This is a genomic window from Methanomassiliicoccus sp. (assembly GCA_033485155.1).
In the GTDB taxonomy this organism is placed as follows: domain Archaea; phylum Thermoplasmatota; class Thermoplasmata; order Methanomassiliicoccales; family Methanomassiliicoccaceae; genus UBA6.
In genome coordinates, this window is sequence record JAWQJJ010000011.1 from 1 (window position 1) to 19,914 (window position 19,914).

Here is a 19,914-nt window from a genome sequence, read left to right on the forward strand (position 1 = left end):
ATCGACAGTATGAGCACGGCCGCGCTGACGAATATGGTGGCCATGCAGATACATCCGATCAACATCAGAAGGCTTGATCCGGTTAGCTTGCTTCTCTTGAAATTCATGTTACCCATCTCATGTCATCTGGGGCAGCGCCCCTCTAGACCCATCATAAAATCTTCATATTCATAATAAAAAGACATGTTTATTAATATTAATCGCGATAATAAGAATGGCCAGATAATTATTAATCATAATGATGTCAAATCGATGTGTCTATTCGACTTACAGAGCTTGATTCTGAGTAGCCTAACTTATAACCTAACGAGTAAGGCTGGAGGGAGTAGCAATATGAAAAGCAAGAGCACGCCAATGCTGGGGATCGCTCTGGCTAGAGATAGGTTCCACCTGTCCCAAGTATGAGTGGTCACTGACATGACCCCTAGAGCGTACATCTGCAAACCGATCACCGTCATCGTCGCGGCGGTCGCTCCGAATAAGCTCGAGTTCCTAAGGCCTACGGTCGCAATCCCCTCGACACTCAGCACCATTCCCGCAGCCAACGACATCCATGATGTCCATTTCTGGGTTTTTCTTATGGCCTCGTGTCCGTTCATAAGGCCCAACAAGGAAGGGATCGAGATCATCAGAGAAAGGATAGCAACCTGGAGCAAGATCATCGATACCATGTCAGTTGATAGAACGCCGAGACCTGCAAAGCTCGCTGTCGTGACCTGGCCCAAAAAATTTAGAGATTCGATGAGGACAACGATGCCGGCAATTGATGTCATCATCCTTAGCAGTCTCCTCGGATGCATCAGCGTTCCAGCGTTCATTTGATCTAAACTCTCTTGACTTGGTGTCATCAAAGCCATTGGATAAAAAAACAAGTCCCTGCGTATTCATGGTCGATAAAATGAGGCAGAGGCGTTTCTCATCTACTCCACATCATATATGGGTGCAGTATTTTAGTGGAAAAAGAAGCACAGTCACATGAAGCCGAGATCAGAAAATATGGACAAGAAAAATGCTCGGGCAAGGTTGACAGGGAAGGCAATCATTCTAGATATCAATATATCTTATAGTAAGAATAATATTAGTGCAATATTATGCAACCCTGAGTAAGATGAAACATGATACTCGTGGAGAAATGGGCGTAGGCACTATGATCATATTCATCGCTGCAGTTCTTGTGGCGGCGGTCGCTGCATCTGTGCTCATCTCCACTGCCAATGTTGTTCGGGAGCAAGCAACTCAGACAGGAAACGATGCCACTTCTTCGGTGTCTATAGGTTTTGTGACTGATTCGGTCTATGGTGTCGTCTCCCATGGCAAGTTGACCGAGCTTCAGGTCTTTCTAAAGCTTGGGCCTGGCAGCTCTGCTGTCAATCTCGATCATGTTGTAGCCTCCGTGACAATATCCGACGGGGCCTTTTCGACGAGCATGGATGTGCCCAGTGACTCCACTAACACCGTAGTCTATGATGATAGGATAAAAATGACTTTCAGTGATCTCTCTGCCGGCCCAGATAGCCAGATTTCGATCATGATAATTCCCTCTGTGGGATACTCGAACGTCATCGATCTGACCCTTCCCGACGTGCTCATGGATGGCATCATACAGTTGAGGTGAGATTGTCTTCAGGCGTCAGGGTGACAGCATATGACAAAGAGAGTTGACCTGTGAAGAGACGGATGTGACATATGTCGAGAAGAGACATCGGTCATCGATCTTGAGCAAAGTCAACTTACAAACGCTTCCAGCCTGCCCGAGAAAATTATCACATATAAATTTGGTGAAGAGAATACTGGTTCGAGGGCAGTCTATGAGCTTATCAATGCTATTCCGGACAATAGGCCAGCCAGGTCAGCGGTCAATCACAATCGGGGAAGTGAGAGGTGGTCGGGGAGAAATGGGAGGAAACGCTTTGCTGCCTACATAGTATGGACTGGCAACTTCCCCGACCAGACATCCAGATGGCAAATTTTACGTTTAAAGGTATGGTCACATTTCTTCGTATCTGGGCAATCGACGACCAATCGGGCCCCAAGCTCATTTGTACCATCACGCCTCAGTCACATCTCTAACGATTGAACCATATCTGTGATGAGAGCCGACAGTGATCTTAAAAAAGGTTCTCTCCAATCTTTTAATTTGGTCATCCGGCCTCTTTATGTATCGAATGACTCTATTATCTACCGTATCTGCTTGGCCTTTTTTCATTAAGTCAATAAATGCAGCTTTCCTCGATTCAAAAATACTCGAATTCCTTTCTTCATCCGGCAGAATCCTCTGGGCCACATCCCAAAATGATTGCCCCATCACTTCATCGGCATCTAACCCAGTAATTTTTTCCAATGATCGATTCCACTGAATGATGGTCCCAGCATCATCTAGCAGTAAGATGCCGTCGGTACATTGATCCACGAATGCCTTGAAGTCTTGCTCATTTTCTTTCAGTATTGCCTCTTTTTCTTTGTACTCAGTAATGTCCTGGGCTGCTCCGAATACCGTTAATGGTTTACCATTGACATCACGGACGACTGTGTAAGTAAAAAGGATCAAGCGAATAGTCCCATCTGGTCGAATTATGCGATAGGTGCCCTGCCCGTTGTTGCTTTCTAAGGATAGGATACTGTCCCGAATCTTGACCATCATATCTACATCTTCAGGATGAACTATCTCCCTGATGTAGCGGTCAAATGTGATCTCGAGACCATTACCTCGGTTGACATCGGAACCATAGATGTGCCGCAAATGACTACTATCTGCGGAAAAGGTCATCGCATGAACATCGAATGACCAATAACCGATATTGGCAAGATCGATGGCCGCCCTAAGCTTGGCGTTAGATGCGATCACGTTTTCCTCTGCTTTTCTTTTTTGTACAGTTACATCGATCTGGTGTTGCAGTTCTCTGAAACGAACTTCGGGTTGTCCTCCCTTTTGAATATAGAAATCTGCACCGGCATTCAACGCTTCGATGACCACTTCCTCTCGTCCTTTGCCGGTAAATAGTATGAATGGTATGGAGTTACCTCGAGAACGTAGGATTTTTAAATACTCTATGCCGTTGATGACTGGCATTTGGTAGTCAGATATGATGCAATCATATCTGTTGTGCTGTACCAAACTTTCCGCATCTTTTACGCTTAGGGCCGTATCGACCGATATTTTACCACATGATTCTAAAAAAACCTTCCCTATCTCCAATAATGCAGGTTCATCATCAATATAGAGAATGTGAATCATTGCATCTCGAGCAGATTAATTGTGTTTTTAGATATTTGCCGTAGATATCCATTATGGTAATAGACAATCGGTAACAGGTCCGATGCGTGTTATTCATTTCGTCAGTTGCCCCTAGCCTTGTTGCCGGCCAGGAGCAGGAGGTAGTTGCCGTTAAGGCGAAGCGTTGATGCAAAGGACTAGAGGCACCTGGTCGGCATATCTGGTTCTGAGTCGCGACTATAAGCCGGTTTGTCTGGCCAAGAGGCGGCCTACATTGCTATGAGTATGAACCAGCATCTCCAGGCCACCTTAGATAGTTGATGCTCATCAATATTATGTACGGGTCTCAAGCCCCATTATCATTCGCACTCATGTCGGTATTGTGAAGAAGAACGTCGTCCCCTTGCCTGGTTCGCTCTCGAACCATATTCTGCCGCCGTGTCGTTCGACGATCTTCTTGCTGATCGCCAGGCCGATGCCCGTCCCAGGATACTCCTCTCTGGTGTGCAGCCGGGAGAACATCTTGAACAGCTTGTCCTGGTACTTGGGATCGATGCCGATGCCGTTGTCCTTCACAGAGAAGACGTACTCGTTGTCGAAGGTGATTGAGGATACCTCAACCCTCGGTTCCCTATCGGAGAGGAACTTTATGGCGTTGGAAACGAGGTTTTGGAGGATCTGGGCGATCTGCTGCTCATCGGCCCTGACGACCGGCAAGGGGCCGACCATCACCTCGGCACCAGCCTCTTCGATAGTGGCCCTTAGAGTTTCCAAGACCTGAGCCGTCAGATCGTTCATGTCGACCTCTTTCAATTCCATCGGCTGCGCATCGAGACGGGAGTACTGCAACAGATCGCCGATGAGTTCCTTCATCCGCAGCGACCCTTCAACGGCCGACCCCATGTACTCTTGGGCTTGAGGACTCAACTCACGGCTGTATCTTTTACTAAGCAGTGCCAAGTACATGGTGACCATTCGCAATGGTTCTTGTAGATCGTGCGAGGCGACGTAAGCGAATTGCTGCAGCTCTTCATTGGAGCGTCGAAGCTCTTCTTCCCCTCGCTTTCGTGCCGTGATGTCGAGGTTCATCCCAACCCACTTGACGATTCGCCCCTCCTCGTCACGGATCGGCGCAGCCCGCACGTTCGTCCATCTCCATCCGCCATCGGGACCCCGGAGGCGGAATTCCGCATTCATATCGCTTCCCGCAGACAAAGCTTCTCTCCAGTGCCTCTCGGCGTATCCACGGTCGTCGGGGTGGGCTGCGTCCACCCACCCATAACCCATCCACTCCTCGAGCGTTTGGCCAGTGTAAGTTCTCCACGAGGGCGAGTCGGCGATTACCTTGCCCGAGGCGTCCGTCTCCCATACGGCCTGTGAAGAAGACTGGATGAGCACTCTAAATCGCTGCTCGCTCTCGCTCAGCTCCCTGGTGCGTTCCTGGACTTTCTCGTCAAGTTCGCCATATGCCTTTCTGAGGGCTTCCTCCGCCCGGATATGCTCGGACAGGTCTGCTAGTACGATGCAATGCATGGGCTCGCCCGCAGTCGGCAGGTAGCTTACCGACAAGTGCTCCGGGACCATCGTCCCATCGGCAGCCTTGAAACTCAGGTCCCCCCGTGCTGGCCGATCGATGCTTTGCTCGATGAGTTCTCGATAAGAGTAAACTTCTGAGGGGCATAGGAAGGTCTCCAGATTTATTCCAATGATGTTCTCGAGGGGGGCCTTCATCATATCGGCGAAGCTCTGGTTGCAAAATAATATGATGCCATCATGTGAGACGGTGACCGCGCCCTCGCTCATCTGCTCGAATAGGACGCGATACGGCTCCTCCGCCCCTTTGAGAGTGAAGATGCGCTCTCCCTCCGGGGTCGATACCAGGATGGCATCAACCTCCCCGCTCAATATGGCCTTCAGCGTCCCCTCGCTCTCTGATAACCGCTCTTCGAGCTTCCCAACTTTGGCCCTCAAGCTTCTATTCTCGGATGATAAACGGTCTTGGTCGGGAACATCTGCGTCTTCTGCTTTCACTTCATTCCTTCCACCTTATCGGTTTTTCCTGGTAATATCTCTAAGCCAAGAACGACCTTTTCCTTGTTCGACATGTCCCCCACCAACTTCCTTAGCGGAAGGGGGAGCTCCCTGATGAGAGTAGGGGCAGCCAATATCTGTTCCTTCTTTGCGAGCTCCGGCTGCTGATAGATATCAATGATCTGCAATTCGTATCGACCTTTGAGCTCTTCCTCGCATATCTTTCGAATGTTCCTTATTGCATCCTGGGCCCTGGGAGTCATTCCTGTGACATAGAGCCGCAGTATGTACCTCACGTCGGCACTGGGATCCGTTTTACTTGCTTCAGACATGGCGCATCCACTTACCTCGTACCACGATCTCGTATGTTCAAGCCGATGAGCACCTTTTCCTCGTTGGATAGGTCGCCAATGATCTTTCTCATCGGGGGAGGAAGCCTTCTTACCAGCGTCGGGACAGCAACGATCTGGTCAACTTTGGCAAGTTGAGGATCTTTCTGCAGATCTATGATTTCGATATGAACTTCATAATCTGTAAGGTCCTCGCTCATCCTCTTCAAGTTGGCAATGGCTGCTAAGGACTTTGGGGTCTGACCAGCCACGTAGAGAACAAGGTCGAATGCCTCCCGCTTACTTTTTGCGTGTTCGACCAGATCAATCGCCCCTTTTACTGCTATTAGTCCTCATTATCCTCATATGTCTTCTGCTGGATTCGATCGCTTCCTTGCGCCTGTTCTCTGCTTCGATGCGCCTCTGCAAGTCCGCCTCTTTGTTAGCGAACTCGGCGCGCTGTGCCTCGATTTGACTTTCCAACACCTCGCGCTGCTGCTCAAGAGCGGCCTTGAGTCTATCGAACTCCTCGGCCCGGATGACCTCTTCGGCCCTCTCCTTGGCCTCCTGGGCATAGCGAGCGGACCCGGTAAACACTCCGGCCGGGCCAACGTAGGGTGGGATGAGTTCGATGCCTTTGCTGGTTATATGGAACTCGCGAATCTGGTTGGAGTGCGCCATGCCTCTGGACTTAACCAGATGCAGGATGCGGTCGCTTTCACCATTGGACTCGATGCTTTCCAGAAAAATCCAGGTATCCACCAGCGAGGAGATCATCGAACTCTCTCTCGGCTGCTCGGCGTGCTTGAGGTCGGTGAAGAGTGAGGTGATGCCGCTCATCTTCAGGTAATCGGCCAAGCGGACGAGGGTCGAGCGGATCTCCGCCTCCTCGCCGATGGACATTAGGCTGCTAATGGGGTCGATGACAACCACATCCGGCCTAAAGTCCCGGACCAACTTATGTATGGTTGCCAGGTGCATCTCCAGGCCGTATGAGGTCGGCCGGTCGGCGCGTATCCGCAATAGTCCCCTCTTGACGAAAGGCTGAAGCTCGATGCCGATAGCCCGCATGTTGCGGACCACCTGATCTGGCGATTCCTCGAAGGTGATAAAGAGTGATCTCTTGCCACTCTCGCAAGCCGCCCGAACGAACTCCATGCCGAAGCTGGTCTTCCCTGTTCCCGCCTGCCCGGTGATGAGGACGGTGCTACTCCTGAAGTACCCTTTCCCGCCAAGCATGGCATCCAAATCCAATATTCCAGTGGAGATGCGTTCATCGGTGACCTTTGCATCGAGGCCCAGGGAGGTCACCGGCAGCATGGAGAAGCCGTTCTCATCTATCAAGAACGGATATTCGTTCGAGCCGTGCGAAGAACCACGGTACTTGATGATGCGCATCCGCCTGGTGGCAATATTGCCGATGACGCGGTTATCTAGAACGATCACGGCGTCGGAGACGTATTCCTCCAGACCGTCCCTAGTTAACGTGTTCTCTCCCTTTTCGCCAGTGATGACGGCGGTAACGCCCTTCTCCTTCAGGAAACGGAACAGGCGGCGCAGTTCGGACCGTAGGATGACCGTATTGCCGAAGGTCGAGAAGATGGACTCTATCGTATCCAGGACAACACGCTTGGCCTTCACAGAATCGATCGCGTAACCAAGGCGGACGAATAACCCCTCCAAGTCATAATCGCCGGTCTCCACGATCTCTGCCGCCTCGATCTTGACGTGATCGATCGCCAGCATGTTACCCTCCTTGAGCGCCTTGATATTGAAGCCGAGGGAGGCGACGTTCTGCGCTAGCTCATCTTCCGTTTCCTCGAATGAAAAGAATACCCCGGGTTCGCCGTACTTCATGGCGCCGTTGACCAGGAACTCCATGGAGAGCAGCGTCTTGCCGCTGCCAGGTCCACCGACTATCAATGTCGGTCGTCCGCGGGGGAGGCCGCCCTGAGTGATCTCATCGAAACCTTCGATTCCCGTTTGTGCCTTCGGCAAATCCTTACTCATCGATGACTGCGATCTTCTAGCCATGGTGATATCACCTTCGGGGGAGTCAAGCTGCCATCATGCAGAATGATGCATGGTGCTACCAGCCACGCCGAATGAGCTTATATCTGAACAGACTCTACTTATATCATCTTATTATATTGTGTTAATAATTAAATATTAGATGGAAATCGGCGATCGGAACATTTCGGGCAGTTCAGATTGCACTCATGCGGTCGGATCTATACGTTCCGCGAATTTTTATTTCAGCATCTGAGCAACGATATACAACTGGATCGAAAGCTCCCTTATTGTTCGCCTTACGCCGGGATAGCGAAGTAGAACGTCGTCCCCTTGCCCGATTCGCTCTCGAACCATATTCTGCCGCCGTGACGCTCCACGATCTTCTTGCAGATCGCCAAACCTATTCCCGTCCCAGGATACTCTTCCTTGGTGTGCAGGCGGGAGAACATCTTGAACAACCTGTCTGCGTATCGGGGATCAATGCCTATCCCGTTATCCTTCACACAGAAGACGAACTCATTGCCATAGGTTATCGCCGAGACCTCTACCCTCGACGGCTTGTGGCCATGGAACTTGATGGCGTTGGAGATCAAGTTTGTTAGGAGTTGCTTCATCTGCGTATCGTCGGCACGGATGGTTGGCAAGGGGTTAACGATCACCTCGGCCTCTTTCTCTTCGATGGCAGACCGAAGATCATGGAGAACGGTCTCTGCTTCGATGTTCATGTCAACATCTTCCAGATTGACCGGCCTCGAATCGATACGTGAATATTCCAAAAGGTCATCGATCAGCAGTTTCATTCTCAACGATCCGTCGACAGCGAACCCCATGAACTCCTTGGCCTGAGGACTGAGCTCATTGCCGAACTTCTTTTCTAGAAGGCCAAGGTAGGAGGTGACCATTCTCAATGGTTCCTGGAGATCGTGCGAGGCGACGTAAGCGAACTGTCGCAGCTCCTCGTTCGAACGCTTGATCAGTTCCTCGCTTCGCTTGCGTTCCGTTATATCGACGCTGGTGGTAATCACCAGATCCTTTCCGAGCGGCGTTGTGGTGATTTGATAGTCGCGATTATTGATGTCGGAGTGTTCCTCAGCGGTGACCGGCTCTCCCGAGGCTTTCATCTCTCGTACGATATCAAGCGCAGCAACGGCCATGTTAGGGCTGGCCGTATCGTAGTATGACTTACCTCTCAGCTCCTCGATCGAGCTAGCTCCATAGACCTCTAGGGCGGCGGGATTGGCTTCGACGAGTACCGCATCTATGACCTCACCCCAACTGTTGTAAACCAGGCGGCGTAAGCTAACTCCCTCTTTGATATTCTCGAACAGTCCCTTGTACTTGGTCTCGCTTTCTCTCAGCGCGTCTTCGGTCTTTTTCAATTCAGTGATGTTTCTGGCGACATGCACGGTCCCCTTGATCCTGCCGAGTTTATCGATTATGGGCGTCGTGCTCACCAGGAAGTCTCCACCAAGTCTCTCCTCGTGAACCTCCGCCACATGCTCCTTGCCATCGGCTAGCGTTAGAACGTGAGGGCAGAATTCTGGAGGGCAATTGGTGCCGTGCACACAATGAAAACACTTCTGCCCCACATATTGCTCGGGGTCTGGCGAGCCCATGTGCTCGAGCATCGCTTTGTTCGCGCGCACAATGTTCTGATCGGCGTCCAGGATGGCGATCAGATCGGGAATGTGATCGAAGGTCTGCTCCCACTCAAGTTTAGCATTTAGTAAAGCTTCCTCCACTTTCTTGCGATCGGTGACATCATTCCAGAAGACGGCGATGCCTTCTGGAATTGGATATATGATCTGCTCGTAATCCCGGCCGGTCATAATCCCCCGCTCTTCTATAGTGGCCACGACCCGTTCCTCCATTACTTTTTGATAGAGCGCCGCTGCCTTCGTTGTTGTGTACAGTGGGAACTCCCTCCTGAGGTCCTTGCCCACGAGATCTTCAGGTTTCCGACCGACATTCTCTGCTGCCACCCTGTTGACGTATTTGAACTGCCAGTCCTTGTTCAGTGAGAAGAAGCCTTGATCGATATGCTCAAGGATCGTGGACATCTCCCCCTTCGTTCTAGCAACGGATTCCTCCCACCGCTTCCGCTCAGTTATATCCCGTATGGCGATCGTAGCACCGGTAGAACCTTTGGCATCCTTGAACAGGGTAGAAGTGGCCTCACCGGGGAAGGTACTGCCGTCCTTACGTCGGAAAATAAGCTCGGATGTCGTCGTGCCCTTCTCCGACCGCTCTCGTATTGCTCTATCCATCCTCTCGTCGTTGACCGTTATCCCGCTCCTGCCAGCAGCTCTGAGCTCGGCCTCGGTCATGCCGAACATCTTCTGCGCAGCGGGGTTCGCCGCGAGGATGGTCCCATCCGGTTTGCCGATGAACATGGCATCGGCGTAGTTATCGAAGAAGGAGCGGAAGCGGACCTCGCTCTCGCTGAAACCACCCCCATCAATCAGCTCATGAGTCGTCTCGCCGTTCCTTCCCCTTTCCGAGCTCATATTGATGGCCGCCTGAATGCTGCCCCGCATCCTCTCTGAAATGTTTGGCCATCCCGCTGACGTTGTTAGATATGCTTGGGACGTTAATATATGACTTAGGTCGGCGGTCGACAATGTTGTGACAATCTTACGATCACTGGTGAAAGGAAGTAGCAAGAAGGGTTTCAGATTGACCACGACGACGCCGTCAATATTCTATGGTGGAGTAAACGATTCATACAAAACTCTACAGTGGATTATTCATTATTAACACGATATCAATTTTGGTTTGCAGAACAGCAATATTTCTATCCTCGGAGCAATAATTTTCCTTCAGAGCGAAGGATATGCGTGTACTGTATGTGGATGATGAAGCTCCAATGTTGGAACTCGGAAAATCTTTTTTAGAATCGTCGGGGGATCTGCATGTGGACACGTTCATTAGCGTTGCCGATGCAGAAAATGCGATGCTTCATACAAAATACGACGCCATTGTATCCGATTACCAGATGCCAGTTAGCAATGGCATAAATTTTCTTAAGAACCTGAGGGCTCGAGGAAATAAGATACCATTTATCCTCTTTACAGGCAAAGGGCGTGAAGAGGTCGTTATCGAGGCGTTGAACTCCGGGGCGGACTTCTACCTGCAGAAGGGTGGGAACCCTACAGCGCAGTATGTTGAGCTGGAGCACAAGATCAAGGAAGCGGTCCGTCGGAGCCGGGCTGAAAGAGCGTTGCATGAAAACCAAGAGCGTCTCAAGAAAGCCCACGCTCTTGGCCAAACGGGGTGTTGGGAATACAGCCCAGACTCGCCGCGCATGATATGGGGCTCCGAGGAAGGATTTGCCATTTTCGGCATGAATCGCCATAGTGGTGAGGTGCCTGTCGAGGATATCGAAGCCTGCATCATCAATCGAGAGGTTGCGCACCAAGCACTGGTGGATGCTGCCAGCATTGGAAAGAAGTATGATTTGGTTTATGAGATACACCCGGCCAATGGCGGTGCTCCCCGAACCATTCATTCTATCGCCGAGCTCGAAAGGGATGAATCGGGAACAGTGATCAAAATATTAGGTCTATTGCAAGACATCACCGTGCAAAGACAGGCCGAAGAAACCCTGCGCAGATCTGAGGAAAAATACGCCAAAGTATTCCAGAATAGTGCAGCCAATATTATCCTTGCTCGAGTTAGTGATGGACACATCGTCGATGTTAACGAAACCTGGTTGGAAAATACAGGCTACCCAAGAGAAGATTTCGTCGGACACTCAACGATTGAGCTAGGGATATGGAAACATCCCGAGGAGTGGGATGAATTTATCCGTTGCCTTAGAAATTACGGTTCGGTGCGGGATTGGGAGAGCGAGATCGTTCGGAAGGACGGTAGAATGGGCGTAATGCTCATGTCTGCACAATTACTGACATTGGGAGGGGTCGAGATGATGTTGGGCTCGTCGACGGATATTACCGAGCGTAAGCAGGCGGAAGAGGCTCTAAACCAATCAGCCCAGCTCTTTAGAGGAATTGTGGATAACATACCTGTCCGAGTGTTCTGGAAGGATGAGAACCTAACCTTCCTCGGCTGCAATATGGCATTCGCGCAGGATGCTGGATATCCGGATCCTGAGGACGTGATCGGGAAAAATGATTTTCAAATGATATGGGCTGATCAAGCCGAGATCTATCAAAAAGACGATCGGCAGGTCATCGAAAGTGGGGCACCCAAATTATTGATAAGGGAGTCCCAAAGAACTCCCGATGGCAGGATCATCACCCTCCTAACTAATAAGATACCCCTGAGGGATAAGAAAGGAGAGGTGGTTGGTGTTCTCGGCACCTATATGGATATCACCGAATGGAAGAATGATGAGCATGCACCGATACAGTCTGATAAGAAAGTGGGCATGTAGCCAAATATCGCATGCCTGGGGCAATGTATCGATTGTTTGCTTGACAATGAAACGCAATATTATGAGAGAGTATGGATCTTTCCGACCGAGCAACATCCGAGGCATCACACTCAGCATCGAAACGTGTGGCGTCATTATCACGTCACCATGAGCGGCATCAATATTGCACCGGAGCACAAAGCATCCTTTTATTTCGGTCGCTCTTTAGACCCGGTCCTGATTGGCCTACCCAGTTGCGTACAGTAGCTCTATACCGAGCTGATATTCAGATAGGTTATTTTTATAGGAGGTGATAAAATTATGTCCATGCTAATATGATGCAGGGATCCACCAAGCCAGACCAGGGCAGACATTGCCCCAGCTGTAATATAAGTTTGCCGCAAGAGGTAAAAAAATGCCCTCAATGCGGATTGGACCTAGATGCTTACGAAATCTACTGGGCGAACGCGCCGCCCGGTACTCGTGAACGGATGGAGAAAGCCAGTGGGGTCAATTCCCCCAACATTAGTAACAAATCGACTATTGCGTCGAATTTTACAAACCGCTTGGACAGTACACAGGAGATTAGCGCCTATACGGGGGATTCTAGTACTGCCACAGCGAGACAAACTCTTAGTGCGGTGACATCTTCCGAATCCCATATATCTGCAAATAATGCTCCCTCATCCACTATTAATTCATTAGTTGATGGCTCGGCGACGACCAATAAAAGCTCGACTGTAAAGAATCAGACCACTAACCAGGGCCCTGTAGCCCCGGCGGGGCTTTCCCAAGATGGGCCAAGTTCCAACGAACCGTCGTTAGGCGGACCCCTGAGGTCAAAAAAGAATGTCGCCACCGTAGCTGGGTCGGCTATAGTGGTCTGTGTTGTGGCGATCCTGATCGCTGCTTCGATGGGTGCTTTCAACGGTGCAAGCTCGGCATCGAACGACAACGGAGTGAACTTAGATTCGAATAACAACGGAGTGAACTCAGATCCGAGCAACAATGGAGCGAACTCAGATACGAGCAACAACGGAACAACCCCAACACAGGATAAGAGCAATTTGGTGTCGACTGCATCGGCGGGTAACTATACCATAACGCCATCCAATATGGGTGCTGGATGGACACCAGGCACGACGATGGTCCCCTCATACATGTATTCGAACGCGATCAGCAGCACGAACACTCTCATCTACTACAACTCGACCACTGAGACCATCGCAGAGCAGAGCACATATGTCTTCGTCTTCAGCTCGATCGCAGATGCCTCCTCGTTCCTGAACTCGACCATCGCGTCGTATGGCTCCTCCTATACGATCACCAGCCTGACCTCGCCCAGCATAGGCGATGTGACGTATCAGACGACAAGCCATGATGCGACTCCGACACTTGACGCGCACTACGGAATCTTGTACAGGCAGAACAACGTAGTATGCTGGGATAGGATCGGATATACATCTGCATCGTATACGTTCGATCAGGCGCACTTCAACAGTGTGGTCCAGAACCAGGACGACCTGATCGTTGCTCAGCTGTAGGGATCAAACACCTTCCCAACCCTTTTTATTTCAGCGATCGACCATCGACGTTCTTGATTTCATGCCTGAACTCATTCCCGATGATGCGCCCCCATTGTTTACGTGATGAAATCATGCCGTCCTTGGAGCTAAGTTGCCCATGCGGGAGCGGGAGATCATTGGGACTTGCCGCTCTGATTGAAGCGATGTCGTCGTCCGGATGTTAACAGGGGCTGAGTTCTGCGATTATATGCGGGCTGATGTCCCATATCCGATATATTCGTTCGAAACGGTGGCCAATCGTCTTGGCGACGATCTTCATCTCGCTCGCACGGCCGGTGTATCTCTTGAAGTACGAGCCGCTGGCTGAAGGCCAATCCCAATATCTATTTCTTAGACCGTTACCATCCGTTAGCGAGCAGATCATGATCAGGCTTGTAGCATTCGACATGGACGGAACGCTTACTCAGGAGGCCAGCTCTTGGGATACATTGTTTCGTATCTATGGTCATGACCCTAAACCACTCTATCGCTTGTACATGGAGGGGCATATCGATCAGGATGAGTGGGCAGCATCAAATCTTAGAGAGATCATTTTAGCTCACCCCGATCTGACCGCCCGAGAGATCGAGGATGCAATTATCCAAAATACTCACCTCAGAGTGGGAGTCCAGGAATGCATATCGACGCTCACGTCGCTGGGAGTCAAGTGCGTCATCATCTCCGCAGGGGCGGAACCACTGGCCCGGTGGATAGGGGTAACAGCCAAGTTCCATGATTGGAAGGCCAACTGGTTTGAAATAGGCTCGAATGGACGGCTTGTGCCTAACTACATTCGGAAAGTGAGCTACCTGGAGAAGGAGAAAGGCCTTCGTTCTTGGATGGAGGAAAACAAAATATCTAAGGAAGAGACCGTGGCCGTTGGGGATAGCTGTAACGATGTCGGCATGTTTCTGGAATCCGGGCACTCCATAGCGTTCAATCCTACCGACGAGTACGCCTCAACGATGGGCGAGGTCATTCATGAGGGCGATGATCTGAGAATATGCTTGGACACAATAGTGGATTGGAACGACCTCTGAAATCGCCCACAAACAAAGCTCTTGTATCATAAACCCCAAATCTAATACAATCCATTGATGAATGTGCGGAAGCCTTCGAGGCCTAACGATGGAACGATGCTCCCACGACATTTGGAAAATACCGTAGGCTCAGATCCAGCGAGATGAAAAGTTGAGTCGATGAACGATTAAACGATATTGCTATGCTTCTTGAAGAGAGTAAGAAAGACGACGCCGCTCCAATGGTCCGACCTAATACCTTCCTGATCCCCCGGAGCTGAGGTCTGTCAGTAATGGCGATAAGCTCTCCGCGTTCAAGAGCATCGTAGGACTTCTCAATCCGACCGGTATATCGCCGGGCATCAGAAAATATCTCGGAAAGTAGGGTCTGACCCGTATGTTCTCAGAATCGGAACATCGGGTTTTGACTGGACAATGATGGTGGGCCCGAAGAGATTTGGACTCTTGACCTCCCGGTTATCAGCCGGGCGCTCCAGCCAGGCTAAGCTACGGGCCCTTGTGCTTCTGGGAATACTGCCTTCCATTTTAAAGCTTTCCATTCTTGGCCGGTTCAGGACGTCTTCGGCCGCCTTTTTTCCATGAACAAGGAATTCCTGTACGTATCTTATGAGCCGTCACCTCATTCCCATCACGGGAGTTGAATATCCTGATCATCGAGAGGGGAACACTGGTCCGAGGCTGCCTCAAGGGAGAGGTATGCGTGGTCACCGGGTCGGGACGTGGCATCGGCCTGGAGGCCGCGAGATCTCTCGCCTGGCTAGGGTCCAAGGTGGTGATCGCGGAGATAGACGAGACAACTGGCAACGCGGCGGAAACGGCGCTCCGTCATGAGTTCGGACCACACGCCGCGCTATTCATCAAGACCGACGTCTCCAGGGAGGATAGCGTTCAGGCGATGAAGGTCGAGGTTGAGAAAAAGCTCGGGCCGGTGGATGTGGTCATCAACAACGCCACCGCCTTCAGGATGGGCGCGGTGGCCGACGTCGGCATCGAGGGCTGGGACCTTGCCTATGGCGTGAACATCCGCGGGCCGGTGCTGCTGGCGCGGGCCTTCGTTCCAGCCATGGTGTCCCGCGATCACGGGGCTTTCATATGCGTGTCCTCGTCCGGAGCGGCCCCGTACATGGGGGCATATGAGGTCTTCAAGACCGCCCAGGTAGAGCTGGCCCGGGTGCTTGACGCGGAAATGGAAGGGCGGAAGGTTCATGTGCTGACCATCGGCCCGGGCCTGGTGCGGACCCCTGGGTCAACTGAAGGCATCGCGGTCCTGGCCCCAATGTATAACAAGAGCGTGGAAGAGTTCTATGCCATGAGTGAGGAGGCGATGCTGACGGCCGAGGAGGCTGGAGCGGGGTTTGCCGCAGCCGTAGCCTTGGCGGAAAGGTTCCGAGGACAGGAGATCAGCTCCTTTGCGGCGCTCAGCGCCATCGGCCTGACTGTTGGAAAACCATCTGAGGCGGCCGGAGGAGCGCTGGACGACGAGCAGTGGTCCAAAGCTTCGTCCCTCATTGGCAGAGTCCTCGCGGACCTCGAGGCCCAATACAAGGGATGGGTGGAGATGGTGGTGTTCAAACGGCAGTGGATCCTGCGGGACTTCAAGAAGGGCGCGGGAATGCCTGTCGAGCAGTGGCTGGAGACCCTTCGTTCCCTCAACGCGGCCATCTCCGCTCGTGATGCGGACAAGATATTGTCCGTCGCTCCCCGTTTCGACCTACTGATCGCGCAGTACTCACATATGCTGAAAATGCTGGAAGATTATGAGAAGGATCCTGCCAAACTGGACGTGGGCAGGAAGGCCATACGGCAGTGGATCGAGGACCTCGAAAAATTGAGCGCGATCTTCGCATCATTAAGAGGGGCGGCCTGAGGAATATCATTTATCCGTCATCGGTCATGGGGGCCCGATGAGCCCCGAGACCTCGAAGATATATCAGAAGGTCATGCTGCCCGCCCCACCAGAGGTCATATACGATATGCTCACCGACCCCGTCCGCCTGTCCGAGATGACCGGTCTCGCTGTCGAGGGCAAGGCCGAGGCAGGTGGAAGGATGATCGTCGGGGACGGCCGCATAATATTCCGCTTCCTGGAGCTGGAAAGGGGAAGATGGATATCCCAGGAGTGGACGACCTCCGACTGGCCCGGTGGCGTGCTGCCTTCGAAGGTGGAGATCGGGCTCAGGGCCATTGGTCAGGGGACCGATCTCAGATTATCGCATACCGGGGTGCCGCTCGCCCTGAGAGATGGTATCAATCAGCTATGGTACGATGCATACTGGAACCCCATGTTCGAGCTCCTGCGCAGTAGGGCATTATACTGAGCGGCCGCTCAGGATCGATGGTCGTAGAGAAAGAACGGAAGGGATTTCCCGCCCTCGTTGAGAAAGGGCAAAGGTGTTTGGTCCCGCTCAGGTCCTGAAGACCACGGAGTACTCCATGGCCTTGGCCCCGAAGTATTCCTTGCAGAAATCCGCGGTTTTCTTGGGCGGGTACTCCTTGCAAGAGAAAACATCGATGAACGCCCGGTCGGTATCCTCGGCAAAGTGGCCGGAGATCAGCGATGTCTCAATGAGCTGTGCCAGGGAGTAGCCCTGCACCCTCGGGTCGGCGCCGAATCTTACGACGATAGGCTCGCCAAATCTTTTCATGTCTATGTATTCGCATAGATCAATCGAGAACTGCGTGATCACTTCCTTGCTAGCGATCTTCTGCGGGTCGCAGTCATGGAGATCGATTGAGGTCAGGAGGCCCCACTCGTTACCACTCTTGAACTTGTCTACGCATTCCTCGTCGCTCAAACACCTGCCCGTCCGCGGACTCATGCTGTACATGTCCTATTATCACCTTACCGAGAATCCTTTTGGGATTGAGGTGGTGTGAAACAATCCTGATATTTGAAACTAAGGCTTCGCTTCCACCGAGAATTCACTATATTGCGACATTTCTGGGTCCGGGGGCCAGCGTGTTAGCATTTATCACTGTTAATAGTCGTCCGGTAGAACGCTCCGTGACATCAGTATCATTATTACGCGAAGACCATACTGAGGCCGCTATGACCGGAGAGGGCCTCAAGAACCGTGGCAAGACCCGTGCGGACGTCGATGAGCGCCGAAGGGCGGTGGAAGTGAGCACAGGGGCGACCCTGGCCAACATCGGCTCGCTGTCCTTCGACCCGATGGCGGCGGCCAAGAACATCGAGAACATGATCGGGACGGTACAGGTGCCGGTAGGCTTCGTCGGACCGCTCATCATCAACGGCCAGCATGCGGCGGGCGAGTTCCTGGTACCGCTCGCCACCACCGAGGGCGCGCTGTTGGCGTCGGTGAACCGGGGCTGCTCGGTCATCTCCGCCTCCGGCGGAGCAACCTCGATCGTGGTCAAGGATGCCATGACCCGGGCGCCGGTGTTCAGGGTCCGGGACGCCCGGCACGCGGTGGAGGTGGGGAAGTGGACCGAGGAGAACTTCGACCGTCTCAAGGCGGCAGCGGAGGCGACCACCTCCCACGGGAGGCTGCTCAGCGCCCAGCCCTTCGCGGTCGGCCGCTCCTTCTATCTCCGGCTGTCGTACAGCACCGGGGACGCCATGGGGATGAACATGGCGACTATAGCTTCCGAGGCGGTGTCGAGGCTGCTGGAGAAGGAGACCGGGGCGGTCCTGATCTCGGTGTCCGGCAACCTGTGCGTGGACAAGAAGCCGGCGGCCGTGAACGCGATCCTGGGTCGGGGCAAGATCGTGCTGGCCGACGTGACCATCCCTAGAAAGGTCCTCGAGGAGAAGATGCACGCCACCCCCGAAGCGGTGGCCGAGACCTGCTTCCGCAAGTGCAGCATAGGGTCCTCGCTGGCAGTATCGCTGGGCTCCAACGCCCACGCTGCCAACATGCTCGCCGCGCTGTACATCGCCACCGGCCAAGACCCCGCTCAGGTCGTGGAGGGTTCCATGACTACCACCACCTGCGAGGTCGTGGACGGGGACCTGTACGCGTCGGTGCGCCTGCCGTGCGTGGAGGTGGGCACCGTGGGTGGCGGAACTAGGCTTCCCTGCCAATCGGAGGCGCTGAATATGATCGGCTGCCTCGGCGAGGGTAAAGCGGAACGGCTGGCCGAGATCGTGGGGGCCGTGGTCCTCGCCGGCGAGCTGTCGACGCTGAGCGCACAGGCCGCTGGTCACCTGGGGCAAGCGCACAGCAAGCTGGGGCGCTGAGCGTCCTTTCGTATGGTCAAGGGGCTTTGAGCGACATGCTTATGCGCCCCGCTGACCTCTGCCCGAGCATGGAGCGCCAAGTGGCCAGATGGTGGCACGACGAGGGCGAATGGTTGCGATGCGACCTATGCCCCCACCGGTGCGCCATCGAGGACGGAGGGACCGGGCGGTGCGGTGCCAGGCAGAACGTCCGGGGAACCCTGATCACGAGGACCTACGGAACGGTATGTGCTCGGGCCGTAGACGTGATCGAGAAGAAGCCCATCTTCCACTATCGGCCGGGATCTAAGCTCCTCTCGTTGGGCACCTTCGGCTGCAATCTCACCTGCGCCTGCTGCCAGAACGCCGCCCTGGCCCGTTCGTCGGGGGGCGATCTGCCTCACCTTGACATGGCGCCAGAGGAGGTCGTGAACCTCGCCGTGACGGAGAAAGTGCAGGGGATCGCCTGGACCTTCAACGAGCCCACGGTGTGGAGCGAGTTCATCATCGACACCGCCGAGCTCGCCCGGCCCCGCGGTCTCTTCACCATGATCAACACCAACGGTTACATCCTTGCCCCGGCAGCCGAAGAGCTGATGGCGAGCGTGGACGTCGCCAATATCGACATCAAGGGCTTCACCGACCGGTTCTACCGGCGCCACTGCGGCGGCAGCCTCCAGGAGGTGTTGGATACCTGCCTCATGGCCAAGGAAAAAGGGGTGCATGTGGAGCTGACGTGCCTCCTTATCCCCGGATTGAACGACTCGGCCGAGGAGGTAGCCGACCTCAGCCGGTGGGTCGTGGACAATATGGGCACGAACACTCCGCTGTTCTTCTACCGCTTCCATCCGGCCCACGAGCTCTCCGAGCTGCCGGTGCAGAGCATGGAGGTCATGGAGCGCTCCGTAGCTACCGCCCGCCGGCTGGGTCTGAGGCATGTCTACCTCGGCGGGGTCACCGGGGAGGGCGGTCAGGACACGCTCTGCCCCTCCTGTGGTTTCCTGGCCGTCGAGCGAACGAGCCTCAAGCCTTCCGAGGGGCTGTGCCTCAAGGGCCCGGGGGTCAGCAGGTTCTGCCCCACCTTCGAGGTCAAGCTCAACATCGAGGAGGCGCGATGCCCGCGGTGCGGGACGGCCCTGCCCATCGATCTGAACGGACGGACCTGAA

16 protein-coding genes and 1 tRNA gene are annotated in these 19,914 nt (G+C 53.3%); 9 read left to right on the forward strand and 8 right to left on the reverse strand.

The window, feature by feature from the left end; genetic code table 11:
* Positions 1–417 precede the first annotated feature (417 nt).
* Positions 418–822, forward strand: a complete 405-nt coding sequence (locus tag SA339_13190; protein ID MDW5564165.1) for a hypothetical protein — start codon at positions 418–420, stop codon at positions 820–822.
* A 286-nt stretch (positions 823–1,108) separates the two neighbouring features.
* Positions 1,109–1,615, forward strand: a complete 507-nt coding sequence (locus tag SA339_13195; protein MDW5564166.1) for an archaellin/type IV pilin N-terminal domain-containing protein — start codon at positions 1,109–1,111, stop codon at positions 1,613–1,615.
* A gap of 432 nt (positions 1,616–2,047) precedes the next feature.
* Here the strand turns inward: SA339_13195 and SA339_13200 are convergent, their stop codons facing one another.
* From SA339_13200 to SA339_13225, 6 genes are all read right to left on the reverse strand, one after another.
* Positions 2,048–3,235, reverse strand: coding sequence for a PAS domain S-box protein (locus SA339_13200; protein MDW5564167.1), 1,188 nt, complete (start codon positions 3,233–3,235; stop codon positions 2,048–2,050).
* Positions 3,236–3,583: 348 nt separating this feature from the next.
* Positions 3,584–5,185: a PAS domain S-box protein gene (locus tag SA339_13205; protein MDW5564168.1), complete on the reverse strand. Its 1,602-nt coding sequence runs from the start codon at positions 5,183–5,185 to the stop codon at positions 3,584–3,586.
* A gap of 56 nt (positions 5,186–5,241) precedes the next feature.
* Positions 5,242–5,577 carry a circadian clock KaiB family protein gene (locus SA339_13210; GenBank protein ID MDW5564169.1) on the reverse strand — a complete coding sequence of 112 codons (336 nt, stop codon included), beginning with the start codon at positions 5,575–5,577 and terminating at the stop codon, positions 5,242–5,244.
* An 11-nt stretch (positions 5,578–5,588) separates the two neighbouring features.
* Complete coding sequence (locus SA339_13215) at positions 5,589–5,846, reverse strand: circadian clock KaiB family protein (protein ID MDW5564170.1); 258 nt, start codon at positions 5,844–5,846, stop codon at positions 5,589–5,591.
* 52 nt (positions 5,847–5,898) lie between these two features.
* Positions 5,899–7,584, reverse strand: coding sequence for a circadian clock protein KaiC (gene kaiC, locus SA339_13220; protein MDW5564171.1), 1,686 nt, complete (start codon positions 7,582–7,584; stop codon positions 5,899–5,901).
* A gap of 299 nt (positions 7,585–7,883) precedes the next feature.
* On the reverse strand, positions 7,884–10,094 hold the full coding sequence (locus SA339_13225; protein ID MDW5564172.1) for a PAS domain S-box protein: 2,211 nt from the start codon (positions 10,092–10,094) through the stop codon (positions 7,884–7,886).
* A 341-nt stretch (positions 10,095–10,435) separates the two neighbouring features.
* Here SA339_13225 and SA339_13230 point away from each other — a divergent pair, with 341 nt between their 5' ends.
* The 3 genes from SA339_13230 to SA339_13240 all read left to right on the forward strand — a co-directional run bounded on the left by SA339_13230 (position 10,436) and on the right by SA339_13240 (position 14,567).
* Positions 10,436–11,983, forward strand: coding sequence for a PAS domain S-box protein (locus SA339_13230; GenBank protein MDW5564173.1), 1,548 nt, complete (start codon positions 10,436–10,438; stop codon positions 11,981–11,983).
* Between the two features lie 869 nt (positions 11,984–12,852).
* Entirely contained in the window at positions 12,853–13,506 is a 654-nt protein-coding gene (locus SA339_13235; protein ID MDW5564174.1) for a hypothetical protein, read from the forward strand.
* A gap of 284 nt (positions 13,507–13,790) precedes the next feature.
* Positions 13,791–14,567 carry an HAD family phosphatase gene (locus tag SA339_13240; protein ID MDW5564175.1) on the forward strand — a complete coding sequence of 259 codons (777 nt, stop codon included), beginning with the start codon at positions 13,791–13,793 and terminating at the stop codon, positions 14,565–14,567.
* Positions 14,568–14,985: 418 nt separating this feature from the next.
* On the opposite strand, the gene SA339_13245 is transcribed toward SA339_13240, so the two are convergent.
* Positions 14,986–15,063: transfer RNA gene (locus SA339_13245), tRNA-Ile, on the reverse strand.
* A gap of 141 nt (positions 15,064–15,204) precedes the next feature.
* Between SA339_13245 and SA339_13250 the strand changes: the two genes are divergently transcribed.
* Positions 15,205–16,434, forward strand: coding sequence for an SDR family oxidoreductase (locus tag SA339_13250; GenBank protein MDW5564176.1), 1,230 nt, complete (start codon positions 15,205–15,207; stop codon positions 16,432–16,434).
* A gap of 37 nt (positions 16,435–16,471) precedes the next feature.
* Positions 16,472–16,885, forward strand: coding sequence for an SRPBCC domain-containing protein (locus SA339_13255; protein ID MDW5564177.1), 414 nt, complete (start codon positions 16,472–16,474; stop codon positions 16,883–16,885).
* An 87-nt stretch (positions 16,886–16,972) separates the two neighbouring features.
* Here the strand turns inward: SA339_13255 and SA339_13260 are convergent, their stop codons facing one another.
* Positions 16,973–17,362, reverse strand: coding sequence for an S-adenosylmethionine decarboxylase (locus tag SA339_13260; protein ID MDW5564178.1), 390 nt, complete (start codon positions 17,360–17,362; stop codon positions 16,973–16,975).
* A 254-nt stretch (positions 17,363–17,616) separates the two neighbouring features.
* Between SA339_13260 and hmgA the strand changes: the two genes are divergently transcribed.
* Together hmgA and amrS are read left to right on the forward strand one after the other, a co-directional pair.
* Positions 17,617–18,768 carry a hydroxymethylglutaryl-CoA reductase (NADPH) gene (hmgA, locus tag SA339_13265; GenBank protein MDW5564179.1) on the forward strand — a complete coding sequence of 384 codons (1,152 nt, stop codon included), beginning with the start codon at positions 17,617–17,619 and terminating at the stop codon, positions 18,766–18,768.
* Positions 18,769–18,836: 68 nt separating this feature from the next.
* Positions 18,837–19,913 carry an AmmeMemoRadiSam system radical SAM enzyme gene (amrS, locus tag SA339_13270; protein ID MDW5564180.1) on the forward strand — a complete coding sequence of 359 codons (1,077 nt, stop codon included), beginning with the start codon at positions 18,837–18,839 and terminating at the stop codon, positions 19,911–19,913.
* Position 19,914: the final 1 nt, after the last annotated feature.

Bases quoted from the DNA above. Each gene is read 5' to 3' on its own strand.
- SA339_13255 (MDW5564177.1), top strand. From the start codon at position 16,472: ATGAGCCCCGAGACCTCGAAGATATATCAGAAGGTCATGCTGCCCGCC.
- SA339_13225 (MDW5564172.1), bottom strand. From the start codon at position 10,094: ATGAGCTCGGAAAGGGGAAGGAACGGCGAGACGACTCATGAGCTGATT.
- SA339_13195 (MDW5564166.1), top strand. From the start codon at position 1,109: ATGAAACATGATACTCGTGGAGAAATGGGCGTAGGCACTATGATCATA.
- SA339_13200 (MDW5564167.1), bottom strand. From the start codon at position 3,235: ATGATTCACATTCTCTATATTGATGATGAACCTGCATTATTGGAGATA.
- hmgA (MDW5564179.1), top strand. From the start codon at position 17,617: ATGACCGGAGAGGGCCTCAAGAACCGTGGCAAGACCCGTGCGGACGTC.
- SA339_13210 (MDW5564169.1), bottom strand. From the start codon at position 5,577: ATGTCTGAAGCAAGTAAAACGGATCCCAGTGCCGACGTGAGGTACATA.
- kaiC (MDW5564171.1), bottom strand. From the start codon at position 7,584: ATGAGTAAGGATTTGCCGAAGGCACAAACGGGAATCGAAGGTTTCGAT.
- SA339_13190 (MDW5564165.1), top strand. From the start codon at position 418: ATGACCCCTAGAGCGTACATCTGCAAACCGATCACCGTCATCGTCGCG.
- amrS (MDW5564180.1), top strand. From the start codon at position 18,837: ATGGAGCGCCAAGTGGCCAGATGGTGGCACGACGAGGGCGAATGGTTG.